We start from the raw sequence: 17,335 nt of genomic DNA, 5'->3' as shown, positions 1-17,335 counted from the left end.
TCTTAAGGTTATAGTATCCTAAACTAGAAAAGTAGAATAGTGCTTCGATAGTTGCTATAAAGAAAGTAGTAGGTAGGGAAGTGTAATATGAAAGAGTAATCCCTGCCCATGTACCAACTAACGCGAACGATATTGATATTACTATCATAAGACCTACTTTATTAGTAAGATATCTTGCTGCACTAGCTGGAACTGTTAGTAGGACGAACATTAATAATGCTCCTACTACTGGAACCGTAATACTAGTTGCCACCGATAGTAAAACTAGGAAAAAGATAGAAATAAATTTTCCATTTAATCCTAATGCACGAGCACCAATCGCATCGAAAGAATCGAATTTGATTTTTCTATAAAAGATAGAAAGTAGCAGTATTACAGCAAGTGCAAGTGTAAATATTAATTTTACATCGTCTCTCGTTATTGAAACAACACTACCGAATAGTATGTTGTTAACATAGCTTGTACTTTTAGGTGTTAGTGATAGGAATAATAATCCTAAACCTAAGAATATTCCTAACATTACGCTTACTGTAGCTTCACGTCTAAATGCTTTTACACTTAGATGACCTACTAGATAAGACATAGTAATAGTGAATATTAATAGTCCGTAAATTGGGTTAATACCTAAGAAAACAGCAAAGGCTGCACCAGCGAACCCAACATGTGAAAGGGTGTGTGATATAAATGACATGTTTCTAGCCATTACAAACACACCGATATAACCTGCCATTATTGCAACAATTGTACCAGCTATAAAGGCATTCTGCATAAAATCATAATTAAACATGGTTGTTATCTCCTACATAGTGTTTGCATAGTTTCAGATTATTTATTTCTTTGTTATAATCTTCTATACTAATAAATTTAAAGCAACCTTCTTCTAGATAAAGAATTTTATCAACGTATTTTTCATCGATAAGTGATAGTTCATGTGTTATACAAAGAGTTATGATATTTTCTTTCTTTGTAATTTCTTTAACTAAAGTCATACATTCGATTTCACTAGTTTTATCAAGGTTAGATGTAAATTCATCAAGAAGTAATAAGTTTGGTCTATTTACCAATGCTTGTGCTAAAAATACACGTTGTTTTTCTCCTCCTGAGAGAGTACCTATAGATTTATTTTGAAGTTTTAGAGAATTTGTTAATTCTAGTGCTTCTTTAATACTTGATTTTTCTTTTTTACTAAGCCATGGTAAAAGTCCTTTTTGAATAGGAAGTGATACAAAGTCAGCAGCAGACAAGGGAAGTTCTTCATCTATCTGTCTGAACTGAGGTACATATCCAAGAGTTGGATTTTCTCCAACAAGTGTTATTTGGCTAGTTTTATTTAATTTTTCTAGAATATTGTTTAATAATGTTGTTTTACCAACACCATTTTTTCCAACAACAGCAACAACATCTCCTGAAGTTACAGAAAATGTAATGTTATCTAATATTATCTTATCTCCTATTGAATAAGTGAGATTTTTTATTTTAAGTTCAGCCATAAAATCTCCTAAGTAAATTTAAAATTTTAATTTATAATATAAAAAAGAAGAGATACGATTTAGAATCTCTTCTTTATATTATACTACATATTTATAATATGTGAAGACTAATTTTTAATCTTCGTATTAATGTTTATGTTCTTTTTCGTGATCATGATCATGATCTTTGTCATCATGAGAATGACTGTGAGAGTGCCCTTCGTGTTCGTGATCATGTGAGTGACCTTCCTCAGCACCTTCGACATGATAAGCTTTTTCACCAGAACCACCATTTAGAATTTCTTCAAGTTTATTGTATTGATCTAACATCCACTCGATATAAGTTTTACCATCAGGTTGAGTTTCTGTAACATTAAGTACTGGAACTTTATTTTGTTCAGCTAGACTAATTAATCCTTCGATAGTTTTATTAGTTGTTTGAACATTGTTGATGATTATTGAAATTTGTTTAGATTTAATTTGTTCTTGAATAGCTTTTAAATCTTGTGGAGCAGGATCATTTCCTTCTTCAGTAGCTTGAGCTAGTTTTTTAACTTGGTCTGTTGTTTTGAATCCTAAAGCATCAACTGCATATTCAAAAACTGGTTCAGTTGTTAATACTGATTTCCCATTTGCTTTATCTTTTAAAGAATTAATTTTATCAGTAATTTTTGAAAGTTCTTTTTTGTAGTTATCTCTATTTTTTTCATAGAAATCTTTATTAGCAGAATCTTTTTCAGATAAAACTTTAGTAAGTTCGTCTGCAACTTTACTCATTACTTCTGGGTTGTACCAAATGTGTTCATTATCTCCATCTTTAAGACCTAGTAATTTAGCACCATCAATTTTTTTGATGTCTTTACTATTAGCCGTTAGTTTTTCGAACCAAGAATCGTACCCACCACCGTTTAAGATAGCGATGTTAGAATCAGCAACAGTTTTAGCATCTTGAGCAGTTGGTTCAAAATCGTGTGGATCTACCGAAGTAGAAGATATAATAGAAGAAACTTCTGCTTTATCTCCTGCGATACTCTTAGCTACTTCTGCATAAAAGTTTACTGAAGTAACAATTTTCGTTTTATTTCCAGAGTTAGAAGCTCCAGAATTAGTTTTGCTTGAACATCCTACTAAAAGTAGGGCGAACGCAGCAACAACTGATATTAATTTTAAAAATTTATTCATTTGTAATATTCCTCCGTTATTCGTAATAATTACGTTCTAATAAATTATAATACTACTCGCTAAAAAAATCAACCTCTTAAACGAAATAATTTTGATTAATATGAAATTTTACATTTGTTTTCATAATACATAAAAATAAAAAGTAATAAAAAATAAATAAAATAGTAATTAATATAGAAGATAATTATTGATGTAAAATTTATTAAAATACTTGATTTTTAGTTGGTAATGCTATATAATTAATAAAGTTGAGTAAGAATCAACAAAAATATAACACACGACATTTGAGTAGCTGCTCGGTGCATTTATGTTTGCAGTAAGCTTAGAGAATGTCGGAGGAAAAAACCAAGGAGGAAAATAACTATGGCAGTTATTTCAATGAAACAATTATTAGAAGCTGGTGTACACTTCGGTCACCAAACAAGAAGATGGAACCCTAAAATGGATAAATACATCTTCACAGAAAGAAACGGTATCTACATTATCGACTTACAAAAAACAGTTAAGAAAGTTGATGAAGCATACGAATTCGTAAAATCAGTTGCTGATCAAGGCGGAAAAATGTTATTCGTAGGTACTAAAAAACAAGCACAAGATGCTATTAAAGAAGAAGCTGAAAGAAGTGGTCAATACTACATCAATCACCGTTGGTTAGGTGGAACTTTAACTAACTACAAAACAATTAAAGGACGTATTGACAGAATCACTGAAATCGAAAAAATGGAAGCTGATGGAGTATTCGAAGTACTACCTAAAAAAGAAGTTATCGAATTAAGAAAAGAATATGATAAATTAGTTAAATTCTTAGGTGGAATTCGTGAAATGAAAGGTATGCCAGATGCAATCTTCGTAGTAGATCCTAAGAAAGAGCACAATGCAATTGCTGAAGCTAAAAAATTAGGAATCCCTGTAGTAGGTATCGTGGATACAAACTGTGATCCAGATGATGTTGATTACGTAATCCCTGCAAACGACGATGCTATCCGTGCAGTTAAATTATTAACAGCTAAAATGGCAGACGCTTTTGTAGCTTACAACGAAGGTAACATCGAAGAAACCGAAGAAGTTTCTGAAGAAGTAGAAGCAACTGAAGAATAATTTTAGATTATAAAACAAATAAAAAAATTAATAATAAAATAACGGAGGCAAATCAAAATGGCACAAATTACAGCTAGTTTGGTAAAAGAATTAAGAGAACGTACTGGTGCTGGTATGATGGACTGTAAAAAAGCACTAACTCAAACTGATGGAAATATCGATGCAGCAATCGACTACCTAAGAGAAAATGGTATCGCTAAAGCAGCTAAAAAAGCTGACAGAATCGCTGCAGAAGGTCTTTCTTACATCGAGGTTAAAGGTAACAAAGCTGTTATCTTAGAAATCAACTCAGAAACTGACTTCGTTGCTAAAAACGAAAAATTCGTTGCTTTAGTAAAAAATGTTGCAGAAGCTATCTTAGCAGCTGAACCAGCAACTTTAGAAGAAGCTCTTCAAGTAGAAGCTCAAGGTGGAACTGTTGAAGCAGTAATTAACGAAGGTATCGCTACAATTGGTGAAAAACTTTCATTAAGAAGATTTGAAGTTGTAACTAAATCTGACGCTGATGCATTCGGTGCATACTCTCACATGGGAGGAAGAATTGGTGTTCTTACTCTTGTTGAAGGAAGCACTGACGAAGAAGCAGCTAAAGATGTTGCAATGCACATCGCTGCTTTAGCTCCTAAATACTTAGACGAAAGCGAAGTACCAGCTGATGTACTTGAGCACGAGAAAAAAGTATTAACTGAGCAAGCATTAAACGAAGGAAAACCTGCTAACATCGTTGAAAAAATGATCGTTGGTAGAATTAACAAATTCTTAGAAGAAATCACAGTTGTTAACCAAAAATTCGTTAAAGACGATAGTTTCACTGTTGAAAAATTCTTAGCATCAAAAGGTGGAAAACTTGCTAAATTCGTACGTTACGAAGTTGGTGAAGGTATCGAGAAAAAAGAAGATAACTTTGCTGAAGAAGTAATGAGCCAAGTTAACGCTAGCAAATAATAATTCTCTATTTAATATATTTTATTAAAAGAGGTTAAGCACACACTTCTTGTGTGTGCTTTTTTAAAAAATTAGTATAGTAGAAACAATAATGTCTGTAATTTATTAGGAGGATAGAAATGGCTACTAAATATAAAAGAGTTTTATATAAGTTAAGTGGTGAAGCACTAGCAGGTGGAAAAGGATTCGGTATTGATTCTGAAGTTGTTACAAAAATAACTTCTCAAATCGTAGAGGTAGTAAAACAAGGGGTAGAAGTTGCTATCGTTGTTGGTGGAGGAAATATCTGGCGTGGAAAAACTGGTGAAGAACTAGGAATGGAACGTGCTACGGCTGACTCAATGGGTATGTTAGCTACAGTTATGAACTCATTAGCATTACAAGATGCATTAGAACAAAAAGGTGTGGATACACGTGTATTAACATCAGTCGAAATGAAAGAAATGGCTGAGCCATACATTAGAAGACGTGCAATAAGACACTTAGAAAAAGGTCGTGTTGCTATATTTGCAGCTGGAATTGGGAATCCATATTTCTCAACAGATACAACAGCAGCATTACGTGCTAAAGAAATCGGTGCTGAAGCTATTTTAATGGGTAAAAATGGTGTTGATGGAGTTTACTCTGCTGATCCAAAACTTGACAGTACAGCAACTAAATATGATAAGTTATCATACATGGATATTATGAACAAAGGGTTAACAATAATGGATTCTACAGCAATTACATTCTGTATGGATAATCACCTGCCAATTATTGTCTTTTCAATAGATGAAGCAGAAAATATTGTTAAAGTTGTTTCTGATTCTAATCTAGGAACAACTATTGAATAAAATTTATATTAGGAGTTTACAATTATGCCTGAACAAATAATGAATAATTTAAACGAAAGAATGGAAAAAGCGATTGCTAGTTTACGTCGTGAATTAGCATCTATCAGAGCTGGTAAGGCTAGTGCAGCTGTTTTAGATAGATTAACAGTTGATTACTATGGTGTACCAACTCCGATTAATCAAGTTGCAGGGGTTTCTGTACCAGAACCTAAAATGCTTGTAATTTCTCCATACGAAAAAACTTTATTAGGAGATATCGAAAAAGCTATTCAAGCATCAGATTTAGGATTAAATCCAGCTAATGATGGAACAGTGATTCGTATCGTATTCCCAGCTTTAACTGAGGAACGTCGTAAAGAACTTGCTAAATTAGTAGGTAAAGAATCTGAAGGAGCTAAGGTTGCTGTACGTAATGTTCGTCGTGATGCAATGGACGCTATGAAAAAATTAGAAAAATCTTCTCAAATTACTGAGGATGATTTAAAAGGATATTCTGATGATATTCAAAAAGTAACAGATAAATTCGTTGCTGAAATTGATAAAGTTACTAAAGAAAAACAAGAAGAGTTAATGAGTGTATAATAATATGGAAATGAAAGAAGTTATTGCTAAAATTAATTCACTTAATGCTACAAAAAAAGAGCGTGAATTAACTACTGAGGAATCAGAAGAATTAGCTAAATATAGACAATTATATTTACAAAATTTTAAAGCTAATATGAGAAACATATTAGATAATACTAAGGTAATTAATGAAAATGGAGAAGATATAACTCCTAAGAAGAAAGGAAATTAACAATGAGTGAAACTGCAGTTACAATTTTAGTTGGAGCAATTTGTTTACTTATCGGTGTTGTTGGAGGTTTCTATCTAGCAAGACGTAATTTCATGAACTACATGGAAAAAAATCCTCAAATTAACGAAGATATGGTTATGAGTATGATGAGTCAAATGGGACAAAAGCCATCTCGTAAAAAAATCAATCAAGTTATGAGCAACATGCAAAAAGCGCAAAAACAAGCTCAAAAACAAATGAAAAAATAATAATAAGAAACAGATGTGTAATAATTTTGCACATCTGTTTTTCTTATTATTGTATAAAATTTATTATATAAAATCTTTTTCAATTGACGATTTAATTTCTAAAGTGTTTCCTGTAACAGGGTGTGGGAAATTTACTTTAAGTGCTCCTAAATACATTTTATCGTATTTATAGCCGTCTTTTGAATATAATTTATCCCCAATTATTGGAACTCCTATAGAAGCTAAATGTACTCTTATTTGATGAGTTCTACCTGTTTCAAGTGAGACAAGAACTGAAAATCTATTTTGATCTAATTTACTGCACTCAAGTATATTAGTAATGGCATTCTTCCCGTTTCTTGTTACTGCCATTTTGTTTTTTTCTTTACTGTCTCTTCCTATATTAGTATTAATAGTTTGAGGTTTAACATTGTTTTTTATTAGTGCAGTATAATAGCGTTTAATTGCTCTTTGTTCAAGCATTTGATCTAGCTTAGCTTTGATTAAAGGAGTTTTTGCTAGAATCACTAAACCGCAAGTATCTATATCAAGTCTGTGAATAGGTTCTAGATAGTTATAATCCGCTATTAAATAGTTAACTAGCGTATCATTTTCAGTTTCTATATCATTTGGATGAGTTTTTATACCGAATGGTTTTGATACGACAAGAATATAATCATCCTCGTATTCTTTATTTATTCTAGCGGTTGTATTTGATAAGTACTTAGATGTTGCTAAATCTATATTTAATTCTAGAGAATCATTTGTAGATAAACTTGATGTTAAATCTGCTTCTTTCCCATTAACTTTAATTGTTTGTTTATCATGATGACTTTGCATTCTAATTGTATGTATATTCTTTTTTGACACTTTTAAAAATTGACTTAAATAAACCTCAACTGATTGGAAGGGTTGTAGTATTTTAAATTTCATTATGGTACCTTGATTTCTTTCTTATATTAATATTACCATTATATACTAAAACATTAAGATAATAAAGAATAATAGGCTTTATTAAGAAGAATTATAATTATTAAATAGTTGAAAAATAATGTAATTTTAACTTGATTTTAACTTAAAAATATAGTATTATATAACTTGTGATTTAACAGCACTAAACATTGAGTTTACTATTAGTAAACTTAAATGACGATAAGTTTAATAATGGTAAACAATAATAACGTTAAGTTAGATAATAATAAACAAAATTAACTAAAAGTTATATATTGTTAAACAAATTAACTTATTAACTATAGAAAGGAGAAGTTATGTATTCTATAGGTGAAAGATTAAAGAGATTACGAATTCAAAAAAACCTCACCCAAGAAGAGTTAGGGGAACGTACAGACCTTAGTAAGGGGTATATATCTCAAGTTGAGCGTGATTTAGCGTCTCCATCAATGGAAACTTTTTTTAATATACTCCAAGTTCTTGGATGTGCTCCTAAAGATTTTTTCGATAAGGAGAGTACTAGTCAGAAAGTATATTATTCATTAGAAGATCAAACTAGTTATGAAGAAACTGATGAAGGATATAAACTTACATGGTTGGTTCCAGAATCAAATGAGAAAGAGATGGAATCTCTTATATTAAAACTTGATAAAAATAGTAATTATAAAACATTTGATCCTTCTGAATCAGAAACATTATGTTATGTACTGAAGGGAAAATGTAAATTAAGATTAGGTGATGAGGAGTTTATAGCTTCGACTCATGAAAGTTTTTATTTTTTAGCTACGTCAGAACATAGAATATCAAATCCATTTGATGAAGAATGTGAAGTGTTAATTGTAGCGACTAATTCGTATTTATAAGGAGAAAATAATGGCAAATATTGTTGAATTTAAAAATGTATCAATGTCTTTTGGTAATAACCATGTATTAAAAAATATTGATTTAGAAATAGAAAAAGGAAAATTCTATACATTACTTGGACCAAGTGGATGTGGTAAAAGTACAATTTTAAAATTAATTGGTGGATTTTTAAGTCCAACATCAGGTGACGTACTACTTGATGATAAAGTAGTTAATGATTTACCTGCGAATAAGAGACATGTAAATACTGTGTTTCAGGATTATGCATTATTCCCACACATGAATGTATTTGAAAATGTTGCTTTCGGATTAAAAATTAAAAATGAAAAGAAAGAAGTAATTAATAAAAAAGTAAAAAAAGCTCTTAAGCAAGTTAACTTAGCTGGTTTTGAAAATCGTGATATAAGTGAAATGAGTGGTGGACAAAAACAACGTGTTGCTATAGCTCGTGCAATTGTTAATGAACCGGAAATTATCCTGCTAGATGAATCACTTTCAGCACTAGATTTAAAACTTCGTCAAGAGATGCAATATGAACTTCGTGAACTTCAACAACAAACAGGTATTACGTTTATCTATGTAACTCACGACCAAGAAGAAGCACTAGCAATGAGTGACTATATCTTCGTAATGAATCATGGGAAAATTGAACAAAGTGGTACACCAACTGATATTTATGATGAGCCAGTAAACCGTTTTGTTGCTGATTTCATCGGTGAATCTAATATTGTTAATGCTGTTATGTTAGATGACTATTTAGTTGAAATCTACGGTAAACAGTATGAATGTGTAGATGCTGGTTTAGATAAAAATAAACGTGTAGAAGTAGTTATTCGTCCAGAGGACTTAGAGATAACAAGTGCTGATAAAGGTAAAATCAGTGTAGTAGTAGATACTCAGTTGTTTAGAGGAGTTCACTATGAAATCTGTTGTTTAGATGACCAATACAATGAATGGATTGTACACTCTACAAAACAAGCAAAACCAGGTGCAGCTGTAAGTTTAAACTTTGATCCTGAAGCAATACATATCATGGTGCCTGGAGAAACTGAAGAAGAATTTGATGCTCGTCTTGAATCATATGAAGAGGAGGAATAAAAAATGTTTAATAGAAAAACACGTTCATTTTTTATGATTCCATATGTAATGTGGATGTTACTGTTTGTAGTATTTCCTATATTACTTATCTTCTATCATTCGTTTAGGGATATTGATGGTAATTTTACACTTGAAAATTATAAGATATTTTTTAGTAGTACTTATGTATTAATGACACTTTATAGTTTTTGGTATGCGTTTTTAATTACACTTATATGTTTGGTAATTAGTTACCCATTAGCGTTTGCTATTAATAAAAGTAAATATAAAGAATTGTTACTTCTATTAATTATCTTACCAACGTGGATTAATATCTTATTAAAAACTTATGCGTTCTTAGGATTATTTGGTGAATATGGAACAATTAATAGTTTCTTAGAGTATATTGGTATAGGTTCTCAAAGTTTACTATTTAATTCATTTAGTTTTATTTTTGTATCAAGTTACATATTCTTACCATTTATGTTATTACCTATTTATAACTCGGTTTCTGGTATGAATAAAAACTTAATAGAAGCATCATATGATTTAGGTGCTGACTTTAAAACTACATTTTTAAAAATTATTTTACCATTAAGTATTAATGGTGTTAAAACTGGTATTCAGGTAACATTTATTCCAGCTCTATCATTATTCATGATTACACGACTTGTTGCTGGGAACAAAATTATCAACTTAGGTACAGCCATTGAAGAACATTTCTTAGTTACTCAAAACTGGGGAGTAGGTTCAACAATCGCAGTATTCTTAATAGTAGTAATGGGGATTATAATGTTTCTTACAAATACTAAAGACAAAACTAATTTTGGAGGTAGAAAATAATGAAATTAACTTCAAAAATATATTTAGGGGTTATCTTTGCAATATTATATATACCTCTAATTTACCTAGCATACTACTCGTTTAACTCAGGTAAGACAATGATTGATTTCGAAGGTTTTTCTTGGAAACATTATGTAGATTTATTTGAAAATACGCGTATGATGGTAATTGTAATTAACACGATTGTTGTTGCATTACTTTGTGGATTATTTTCTGCTATTTTTGGAACATTGGGTGCATTAGGTATATATTCTTTAAAATCAAATAAGCAGAAAAATTCTTTCTTAGTAGGGAATAATATTCTTATTGTAAGTCCTGACGTTATCATTGGATGTTCATTCTTATTAATGTTTACATTTATTTCTAAGTACACAGGATTAGACACTATTCAAGGATTCTGGTCTGTATTATTATCACATATCGCATTTAGTATACCTATTGTTGTTTTAATGGTATTACCTAAACTATATGAAATGCCTAGAACTATGGTGGATGCAGCAATTGACCTTGGAGCAACTTATCCTCAAGTATTGAGTAAGATTGTAATTCCTTATATTACTCCAGGGATTTGGGCAGGATTCTTTATGGGATTAACTTATTCATTAGATGACTTTGCAGTAACATTCTTTGTTACAGGTAATGGATTCCAAACACTTTCTGTTGAAATATACTCAATGGCACGTCAAGGAATTAACTTACAGATTAATGCTTTATCTACAGTTTTAACTATCTTTGTTGTTGTAGCGGTATTAATTTATTATGTAATCAATACTAGTAAATTAAAAAGGGAGGTAAGATAATATGAAAAAATTACTTATTTCAGCAATTTCAATATTAGTTATCTGTTTAGGACTTTTATATAGTCGTAATTTTATAGATAGTTCGAATAGTGGGGATAAACAAACTTTAACAATTTTCAACTGGGGAGAATATATTGATCCAGATTTAATTAAGAAGTTTGAAGAAGAAACTGGAATTTCAGTAGTATATGAAACATTTGACTCTAACGAGGCTATGCTTACAAAAATTCAATCAGGATCTACACCATATGACATAGTAATTCCATCTGATTATATGATTAAGAAGATGAAAAAGTTAAATTTACTAAAAAAATTAGATCACAGTAAAATTGAAGGATTTGATAATATTGATGAACAATTTAGAGATAAAAGTTTTGATCCAAAAAATGAATATTCAATTCCTTATTTCTGGGGAACGCTAGGAATACTTTATGATAAAACTAAAGTTCCTGAAGATCTTAAATTTGAAAAATGGAATGACCTTTGGGATGCACGTTTAGAAAATAATATATTATTAATTGATGGTGCACGTGAAATGATGGGAATTGCTCTTCAGTCAGAAGGAAATTCTGTAAATGATACTAATGAGGTAAACCTAAACCTAGCAGAAAGAAAATTAGAGTTACTTCATCCAAATATTAAAGCAATTAACTCTGATGAGAAGAAAATGCTTATGATTAATAATGAAGCATGGGTATCAGTAGTATTCTCGGGAGATGCAAAATCAATTATGGAAGAAAATGAAAATATGGTTTATGCATTACCTAAAGAAGGAACTAACCTATGGTTTGACAATATAGTAATTCCAAAAACTTCTAAAAATGAAGAGGCTGCATATAAATTTATTAACTTTATGTTAAAACCAGAAAATGCAGCGAAAAACTCTGAATTTATTGGCTATGCAACTCCTAACGCTAAAGCTAAAGAATTGTTATCAGAAGAAACAACTAGTAATGAACAATTTTATCCAGATTTAGAAAGTTTTGGAAATAAAGCTGAAGTGTATGAAGATTTAGATCCTAAAATGATTCAATTCTACAACGATCTATTCTTGAAATTCAAAATTAACAATAGAAAATAAAACGTGATTATCGTATTGCGTATTACTCTCTTTACTGGACAGAAAGTACAGTAAGGAGAGTTATTTTTTGGATAAGTTTTGACCATCTTTGTTTTGTTATTGTATAATATAATTGAAATATAGTATAGCTAAGTGGAGTACAAAAGAGGTGTATTACTATGAAAACAAGTACAGCGATTCTACTGATGTTACCATGTGAAATCTTAACTATATCGTCTATCCTTCTACCTAGTGAGTATATAGAGTATGCTGGAGCTCTTATAATGTTTTATATTGCAGGGGTATTCTTTATTATAGCCAAATATATTCTAAGGGGGGATAATGCTCATTTAATTAGTGGTATTAGCATAAGTTATGAAGAAGCGAAGTTACCAGAAAATATTGAAAAGTATGCAAAGGATAGTAAAAGAACTGGGAGAATTTTACAAATAACTGGTGTCGGTTGCCTAGTAGTTGGATTATATTTAATTTTATTTTAATTCATATAAATAAAATTAAATATAGATTAATTAATACTCTATAAAGTTTATAGAAAAGGATAAATGAATATGACTTATGGTTTAAATAGTAGTTTTAAGAAACAATTAAATAATAAATCAGAAAATAAAAGGTCATTAGCTGTGATCATATTAGTATTGATAATTATGTTTTCAATTGTTTTATCTGAAAGGGAAGGTGGAGCTACACCTAAAGAAGTCGTAAAAGGGTGGATGAAGACTGTGAGAAATAATAACTTTGAAAAAATGTTTGATTACATCTACTATGATAATAAAAAAGATAAAGATGAATCCGTACAAGAATTCAAGAAAATATCAAAAGAAGAAAAGTACAAGGTAGATATGTTGCAATCGTTCGTTAATGATAATGAAATAGATGAAGTTAAAATGATTGATTTGAATACGTTTATAGTTAGATTTAAGAAAATAAATAAAAAAGACAATTTGGATAAAAAATACTTAATAAATGATGGTAGAGGTTTTTTAGTTGTAGAGGAGCACAATGGAAGATGGTATTTAAAGAAAAATCAATTATGGTAGTAATTTTTGATGTAATTTATCTTGCAAAGAAGGAATATGTAGTTTAATAATGAGATTATCTAGTCGGATAATCTTTTATTTTTTTAGTAGAATAAGGTATTATTAAATTGTAATAATTGGTATAATTAGCTACTTTTTATATCATTGACAAAAGCAATAAAGCTCTATATAATTATAAATTAAGAAGAAATATAATAAATTATAAAAGTTATATTAATGTTATGTTATTAGACGAAAATGTAGAAATGGAGAAACTATTATGAATAACAATAGAGGACAAAATTCTAATAATCAACCTCAAAATAATTATCCTTATCAAGGATATCCTCAACAAAATAATTATTATCGTCAAAATGGTTTTAATGAGCAAAATCAGCAAGATTATAGTGGTAATTTTGCTAATCAACCAGGTTATCAAAATCAACCAGAGCATTCCTCTCAATATCAAGGTAATGGAAATATAGGTAGTAATCCTCAATTTAATAATCAGCAATATCAGGGTTATAATAATCAACAAAATACTCAGTATAGTGGGAATGGATATGTAGGACAAAATCAACAATATACAAACCAACAGAATTATCAATACAGAGGACCTGAATATACTCAACAAAATTTCAATGGAAATGCTAATTCGCAACAAGGTTATCAAAATTATCAACAGACAAATCCTCAATTCAATAATGTAAATAATCAGCAGCAATTTAATAATCATAATAGATATAATAATCCAAATCAATTCAATCCACAATTTGGACAAAATAATCCGAATTTTAATCCAATGTACAGTAAGAAAAAAATCTCTAATAAAACTATTGGTATAATAGCAGCGATAGTGACAGTATTAGTCATAGTATTTATTGCTTTTGGAAGTAGTGGTAGAGCTGGGGGATCAACTCCAAAAGATGCTGTTGAAGGCTGGATGAAGACTATTAAAAAAGGTGATTTTAATAAAATGATGGACTATATTCATTTCGAAAGTCCAGAGTCTAAGCAAGCTGCACTTCAAGAATTAAAAGAAGTGGAACGTACTGAAAAGTATAAACTTGATATGGCTAAAACAATTGTTGAATTAGCAGAAGTGTCAGAGGTGAAAATGATTGATGATAATACTGCTAAAGTTATGTTAAAAACAAAGGGCTTAGATTTAGCTAAGTTACTTGATAGTAACAGTCAAAGAACGATTAAAGTAAAAAAATATAACGGAAGATGGTATTTAACAGAAAATCCATTTTAATTAAAATAAAAATATAATAAAGTAAGTGAGAAACAAGGAATCATATTTCTATAAAATTGTGATTCTATTGTTTCTCTTTTTTACTATAAGATATATTAAAAATATGTTATAATAAATTAGTTAAAATAATTTAGGAGGTTTGTATGTTTCAAGCATTATATAGGAAATATCGACCACAAACTTTTAATGATATAGTTGGTCAAAATCATATAGTTTCTGTGTTGAGAAATGCGATTGACAAAGATCAAATAAGTCACGCCTATTTATTTTATGGATCAAGAGGAACTGGTAAAACTTCTATAGCGAAAATATTTGCTAATGAAGTTAATGGAAATGAAATATATCAAAAAGAAAATGTTGACATAATTGAAATAGATGCAGCTAGTAACAATGGTGTTGACGAAGTTCGTGATATAAAAGAAGCTATTAAATTTCTACCAACTGAAGGTAAATATAAAGTCTATATCATAGATGAAGTACATATGTTAACGACTGCTGCGTTTAATGCATTATTAAAAACATTAGAAGAGCCCCCAGCACATGTAATCTTTATACTTGCTACTACTGAAATTCATAAAATACCTGCAACTATTTTATCAAGATGCCAAAGATTTGAATTTAAAAATCTATCTCAAGAACAATTAATTGATAGATTAAAATACATTGCAAAAGAAGAAAATTTAATTATTGAAGATGCTGCGATAGAGAAAATTGCTACACTAGCAAAAGGTGGGTTAAGAGATGCGATTAGTATTTTAGACCAAGTTTCTAATTATGCTGAAGAGATAACTTTGAATCATATATTAGAAGTGACTTCATCAATAAGTGAAGATGATATATTAGAATTTTATAGAGGTTTATTACAGGGAGATGTTACAAAATCACTATTAAAATATAATGAATTTGTAGCTCAAGCCAAAGATACTAAGTTACTACTTAATGATTTAATAAATGTAACTAGAGATATTGTAGTATATAAAAATCTAAAAGATACTAAACACACGGCATATAATGTTGAGAAAATTGTTACAGAAATAGATAGTGTTAGTTTTGATTATTTCTATAAAATAATCGAGTACCTATCTCAAACAGAACAGCACATTAGATTTTCAACTGAATATATGAGTTATATGCAAATTTGTATAGTGAAAATATGTTCTAAAGAAGAAGGTGTCAATGAAAATAACGCAACTATTGGTAGTGGGCAAAACCTTATGTCTAACTCGAAAAATAATGAGTTAGAAAACAGGATAAAAGTATTAGAAGATAAGTTGCACCAATTAAGAACAGAACTGAAAAATATTCCGGAACTATCACAAACTAACAGTATCCAAAATATTGCAAATAGTAATGCTCTTCAAAATACTGGCGTTGTTAATACACCAAAAGAGGAAATAAAAGAGGTAATAATAAAAGATAAAAGTAAGATAATCAAACTTATACAGGATTCAAATCCTAATCTTACTAATTATGCATCTAATGTATTTATAAAAATAATAAATGAGAGTTTAAATACAAATAATCCTGAAGTAACTACTATGAGAGAATTATTTAAATCATGTAAACTTATAGCATCTTCAAAAGTGGGTGGTTTATTAGTTTTTAATGAAATGGATAATATGGTTAAGATGGCTCCGAATTCTAAATATAAAAAGTATTTAGAGAGTTTATTTAAAAGATTCATTGGAGTCGACTATGAAATTTATACAATACAAGATCATCAATATGAAATACTAAAAGATGAACTAGACAATCCAGTACAAGAAGTACATGAAGAGAAAGAACAAGTTAAAGAAGAAAAATTAACTAAGATAGATGAATTATTTGGTGATATTATTATAGAAACTGAATAGAATGAAAAACATCTATGTAATAAAATGAAATAATTTGAAATGAATTTCAAATTATTGACAAGTTGTAAAATTTTAAATAGAATTATAATATAATTAGATATTAGGAGGAAATATTATGCGCGGAATGGGAAATATGCAACAAATGATGAGAAAGATGCAAAAAATGCAAAAAGATATGCTAGAGGCCCAAGAAGGATTAAAAGATCAAACAGTAGAAGGAACTGTATCTGGTGGTATGGTTACTGCTATTGCTAATGGTGATGGTAAAATTTTAGATATTAAAATTAAAGAAGAAGTTGTTGATCCAGAAGATATTGAAATGCTTCAAGATCTAGTGTTAACAGCAGTAAATGATGCATTAGAAAAATCAACTAAACTAAAAGAAGAAACATTAGGTAAATTTACAAACGGATTAAGTATCCCAGGTCTATAAGATGCAATATCCAAAACCAATTTTAGATTTAATAGAAAGTTATTCTCTATTACCAGGAATAGGGAAGAAGACAGCTGTAAGATTGGCATTTCACACTTTAAAAATGCATGATAATGATATCAAAAACTTTGCAGATAGTTTAGTAAATCTTAAAGAAAAACTAACTAATTGTGAAGTATGTGGAAGACTTAGTGAAGAACATGTATGTGATATTTGTTCAGATCCTGGAAGAGATAAGTCGACTATTTGCGTAGTTGCCAATGATAATGACTTAGTTGCTATGGAGAATATGCAACAATATAGGGGAGTGTATCATGTGCTTGATGGATTAATTTCTCCGATGGATGGAATTGGTCCTTTAGATATCAACATAAAATCCCTTTTTGAACGAGCACAAGATGAAACAGTAAAAGAGATTATTCTTGCTACAAATTCATCTCCTGAAGGTGAAGGAACAGCAAGTTTTATTTCGAGATATTTAAAAAATACAGATATAAGAGTTACTAGAATAGCTCAAGGTATTTCTTTCGGTAGTGATATCGAATATGTAGATGAGGTTACTTTATCAAGGGCTATATCTGGTAGAATAGAATTATAATTTAGGAGGAC

The 17,335-nt window shown here is 29.7% G+C and carries 21 protein-coding genes; 17 read left to right on the top strand and 4 right to left on the bottom strand.

The genetic code is table 11. From position 1 onward, the window contains the following. From O3884_RS00685 to O3884_RS00675, 3 genes are all read right to left on the bottom strand, one after another. The coding region (locus O3884_RS00685; RefSeq protein WP_371451108.1) for a metal ABC transporter permease at positions 1-787 on the bottom strand (787 nt) is incomplete at its 3' end. Further along, entirely contained in the window at positions 780-1,490 is a 711-nt protein-coding gene (locus O3884_RS00680) for a metal ABC transporter ATP-binding protein (RefSeq protein WP_371451107.1), read from the bottom strand. The genes O3884_RS00685 and O3884_RS00680, both read right to left, overlap by 8 nt. Positions 1,491-1,616: 126 nt before the next feature. Then, positions 1,617-2,651, bottom strand: coding sequence for a metal ABC transporter solute-binding protein, Zn/Mn family (locus O3884_RS00675; protein ID WP_371451106.1), 1,035 nt, complete (start codon positions 2,649-2,651; stop codon positions 1,617-1,619). 363 nt (positions 2,652-3,014) lie between these two features. Between O3884_RS00675 and rpsB the strand changes: the two genes are divergently transcribed. From rpsB to O3884_RS00645, 6 genes are all read left to right on the top strand, one after another. Continuing rightward, positions 3,015-3,749: a 30S ribosomal protein S2 gene (gene rpsB, locus O3884_RS00670; RefSeq protein WP_003144977.1), complete on the top strand. Its 735-nt coding sequence runs from the start codon at positions 3,015-3,017 to the stop codon at positions 3,747-3,749. 57 nt (positions 3,750-3,806) lie between these two features. Next, positions 3,807-4,694 carry a translation elongation factor Ts gene (gene tsf, locus O3884_RS00665; protein WP_299324504.1) on the top strand — a complete coding sequence of 296 codons (888 nt, stop codon included), beginning with the start codon at positions 3,807-3,809 and terminating at the stop codon, positions 4,692-4,694. Between the two features lie 119 nt (positions 4,695-4,813). After that, positions 4,814-5,527 carry a UMP kinase gene (gene pyrH / locus O3884_RS00660; protein ID WP_371451105.1) on the top strand — a complete coding sequence of 238 codons (714 nt, stop codon included), beginning with the start codon at positions 4,814-4,816 and terminating at the stop codon, positions 5,525-5,527. A 24-nt stretch (positions 5,528-5,551) separates the two neighbouring features. Next, complete coding sequence (frr, locus tag O3884_RS00655; protein WP_003145637.1) at positions 5,552-6,109, top strand: ribosome recycling factor; 558 nt, start codon at positions 5,552-5,554, stop codon at positions 6,107-6,109. Between the two features lie 4 nt (positions 6,110-6,113). Then, the gene (locus O3884_RS00650; protein WP_371451104.1) at positions 6,114-6,323 is read left to right on the top strand and encodes a DUF896 domain-containing protein; all 210 of its coding nucleotides are present in this window, start codon (positions 6,114-6,116) and stop codon (positions 6,321-6,323) included. Between the two features lie 2 nt (positions 6,324-6,325). Beyond that, positions 6,326-6,571 carry a YneF family protein gene (locus O3884_RS00645; protein ID WP_003145224.1) on the top strand — a complete coding sequence of 82 codons (246 nt, stop codon included), beginning with the start codon at positions 6,326-6,328 and terminating at the stop codon, positions 6,569-6,571. A gap of 63 nt (positions 6,572-6,634) precedes the next feature. On the opposite strand, the gene O3884_RS00640 is transcribed toward O3884_RS00645, so the two are convergent. Then, positions 6,635-7,483: an RluA family pseudouridine synthase gene (locus O3884_RS00640; protein ID WP_371451103.1), complete on the bottom strand. Its 849-nt coding sequence runs from the start codon at positions 7,481-7,483 to the stop codon at positions 6,635-6,637. Positions 7,484-7,818: 335 nt separating this feature from the next. Here O3884_RS00640 and O3884_RS00635 point away from each other — a divergent pair, with 335 nt between their 5' ends. The 11 genes from O3884_RS00635 (at position 7,819) to recR (ending at position 17,324) form a co-directional block, all read left to right on the top strand. Next, positions 7,819-8,364, top strand: a complete 546-nt coding sequence (locus O3884_RS00635; protein ID WP_294682788.1) for a helix-turn-helix domain-containing protein — start codon at positions 7,819-7,821, stop codon at positions 8,362-8,364. A gap of 10 nt (positions 8,365-8,374) precedes the next feature. Beyond that, positions 8,375-9,463 carry an ABC transporter ATP-binding protein gene (locus tag O3884_RS00630; protein WP_371451102.1) on the top strand — a complete coding sequence of 363 codons (1,089 nt, stop codon included), beginning with the start codon at positions 8,375-8,377 and terminating at the stop codon, positions 9,461-9,463. Between the two features lie 3 nt (positions 9,464-9,466). Continuing rightward, a complete protein-coding gene (locus O3884_RS00625) occupies positions 9,467-10,285 on the top strand; it encodes an ABC transporter permease (protein ID WP_371451101.1) in 819 nt (272 codons plus the stop codon). After that, complete coding sequence (locus O3884_RS00620) at positions 10,285-11,085, top strand: ABC transporter permease (RefSeq protein WP_371451100.1); 801 nt, start codon at positions 10,285-10,287, stop codon at positions 11,083-11,085. Before O3884_RS00625 ends, O3884_RS00620 begins: the two co-directional genes overlap by 1 nt. Position 11,086: 1 nt before the next feature. Continuing rightward, positions 11,087-12,166: an ABC transporter substrate-binding protein gene (locus tag O3884_RS00615; protein ID WP_371451099.1), complete on the top strand. Its 1,080-nt coding sequence runs from the start codon at positions 11,087-11,089 to the stop codon at positions 12,164-12,166. A gap of 158 nt (positions 12,167-12,324) precedes the next feature. Beyond that, complete coding sequence (locus O3884_RS00610) at positions 12,325-12,645, top strand: hypothetical protein (protein ID WP_371451098.1); 321 nt, start codon at positions 12,325-12,327, stop codon at positions 12,643-12,645. 69 nt (positions 12,646-12,714) lie between these two features. Then, positions 12,715-13,203 carry a hypothetical protein gene (locus tag O3884_RS00605; RefSeq protein ID WP_371451097.1) on the top strand — a complete coding sequence of 163 codons (489 nt, stop codon included), beginning with the start codon at positions 12,715-12,717 and terminating at the stop codon, positions 13,201-13,203. Between the two features lie 259 nt (positions 13,204-13,462). Continuing rightward, a complete protein-coding gene (locus O3884_RS00600) occupies positions 13,463-14,440 on the top strand; it encodes a DUF4878 domain-containing protein (RefSeq protein WP_371451096.1) in 978 nt (325 codons plus the stop codon). 143 nt (positions 14,441-14,583) lie between these two features. Beyond that, positions 14,584-16,293 (top strand): DNA polymerase III subunit gamma/tau, encoded by a 1,710-nt coding sequence (gene dnaX, locus O3884_RS00595; RefSeq protein WP_371451095.1) that lies wholly within the window; start codon positions 14,584-14,586, stop codon positions 16,291-16,293. A gap of 115 nt (positions 16,294-16,408) precedes the next feature. Further along, a complete protein-coding gene (locus O3884_RS00590; RefSeq protein WP_003144870.1) occupies positions 16,409-16,726 on the top strand; it encodes a YbaB/EbfC family nucleoid-associated protein in 318 nt (105 codons plus the stop codon). 1 nt (position 16,727) lies between these two features. Then, positions 16,728-17,324: a recombination mediator RecR gene (gene recR, locus O3884_RS00585; protein WP_314161083.1), complete on the top strand. Its 597-nt coding sequence runs from the start codon at positions 16,728-16,730 to the stop codon at positions 17,322-17,324. Positions 17,325-17,335 lie beyond the last annotated feature (11 nt).

Origin of the sequence: Gemella sp. 20925_1_85, from assembly GCF_041433735.1 — a bacterium.
Taxonomy (GTDB): domain Bacteria; phylum Bacillota; class Bacilli; order Staphylococcales; family Gemellaceae; genus Gemella.
This window is presented reverse-complemented; position numbering and strand designations above follow the sequence as displayed.

Coding starts and splice junctions, on each gene's coding strand:
- recR (WP_314161083.1), top strand. CDS start 16,728: ATGCAATATCCAAAACCAATTTTAGATTTAATAGAAAGTTATTCTCTA.
- O3884_RS00620 (WP_371451100.1), top strand. CDS start 10,285: ATGAAATTAACTTCAAAAATATATTTAGGGGTTATCTTTGCAATATTA.
- O3884_RS00675 (WP_371451106.1), bottom strand. CDS start 2,651: ATGAATAAATTTTTAAAATTAATATCAGTTGTTGCTGCGTTCGCCCTA.
- O3884_RS00590 (WP_003144870.1), top strand. CDS start 16,409: ATGCGCGGAATGGGAAATATGCAACAAATGATGAGAAAGATGCAAAAA.
- O3884_RS00640 (WP_371451103.1), bottom strand. CDS start 7,483: ATGAAATTTAAAATACTACAACCCTTCCAATCAGTTGAGGTTTATTTA.
- O3884_RS00635 (WP_294682788.1), top strand. CDS start 7,819: ATGTATTCTATAGGTGAAAGATTAAAGAGATTACGAATTCAAAAAAAC.
- pyrH (WP_371451105.1), top strand. CDS start 4,814: ATGGCTACTAAATATAAAAGAGTTTTATATAAGTTAAGTGGTGAAGCA.
- O3884_RS00630 (WP_371451102.1), top strand. CDS start 8,375: ATGGCAAATATTGTTGAATTTAAAAATGTATCAATGTCTTTTGGTAAT.
- dnaX (WP_371451095.1), top strand. CDS start 14,584: ATGTTTCAAGCATTATATAGGAAATATCGACCACAAACTTTTAATGAT.
- O3884_RS00615 (WP_371451099.1), top strand. CDS start 11,087: ATGAAAAAATTACTTATTTCAGCAATTTCAATATTAGTTATCTGTTTA.
- O3884_RS00680 (WP_371451107.1), bottom strand. CDS start 1,490: ATGGCTGAACTTAAAATAAAAAATCTCACTTATTCAATAGGAGATAAG.
- O3884_RS00650 (WP_371451104.1), top strand. CDS start 6,114: ATGGAAATGAAAGAAGTTATTGCTAAAATTAATTCACTTAATGCTACA.
- O3884_RS00600 (WP_371451096.1), top strand. CDS start 13,463: ATGAATAACAATAGAGGACAAAATTCTAATAATCAACCTCAAAATAAT.
- O3884_RS00625 (WP_371451101.1), top strand. CDS start 9,467: ATGTTTAATAGAAAAACACGTTCATTTTTTATGATTCCATATGTAATG.
- O3884_RS00610 (WP_371451098.1), top strand. CDS start 12,325: ATGAAAACAAGTACAGCGATTCTACTGATGTTACCATGTGAAATCTTA.
- frr (WP_003145637.1), top strand. CDS start 5,552: ATGCCTGAACAAATAATGAATAATTTAAACGAAAGAATGGAAAAAGCG.
- O3884_RS00605 (WP_371451097.1), top strand. CDS start 12,715: ATGACTTATGGTTTAAATAGTAGTTTTAAGAAACAATTAAATAATAAA.
- tsf (WP_299324504.1), top strand. CDS start 3,807: ATGGCACAAATTACAGCTAGTTTGGTAAAAGAATTAAGAGAACGTACT.
- O3884_RS00645 (WP_003145224.1), top strand. CDS start 6,326: ATGAGTGAAACTGCAGTTACAATTTTAGTTGGAGCAATTTGTTTACTT.
- rpsB (WP_003144977.1), top strand. CDS start 3,015: ATGGCAGTTATTTCAATGAAACAATTATTAGAAGCTGGTGTACACTTC.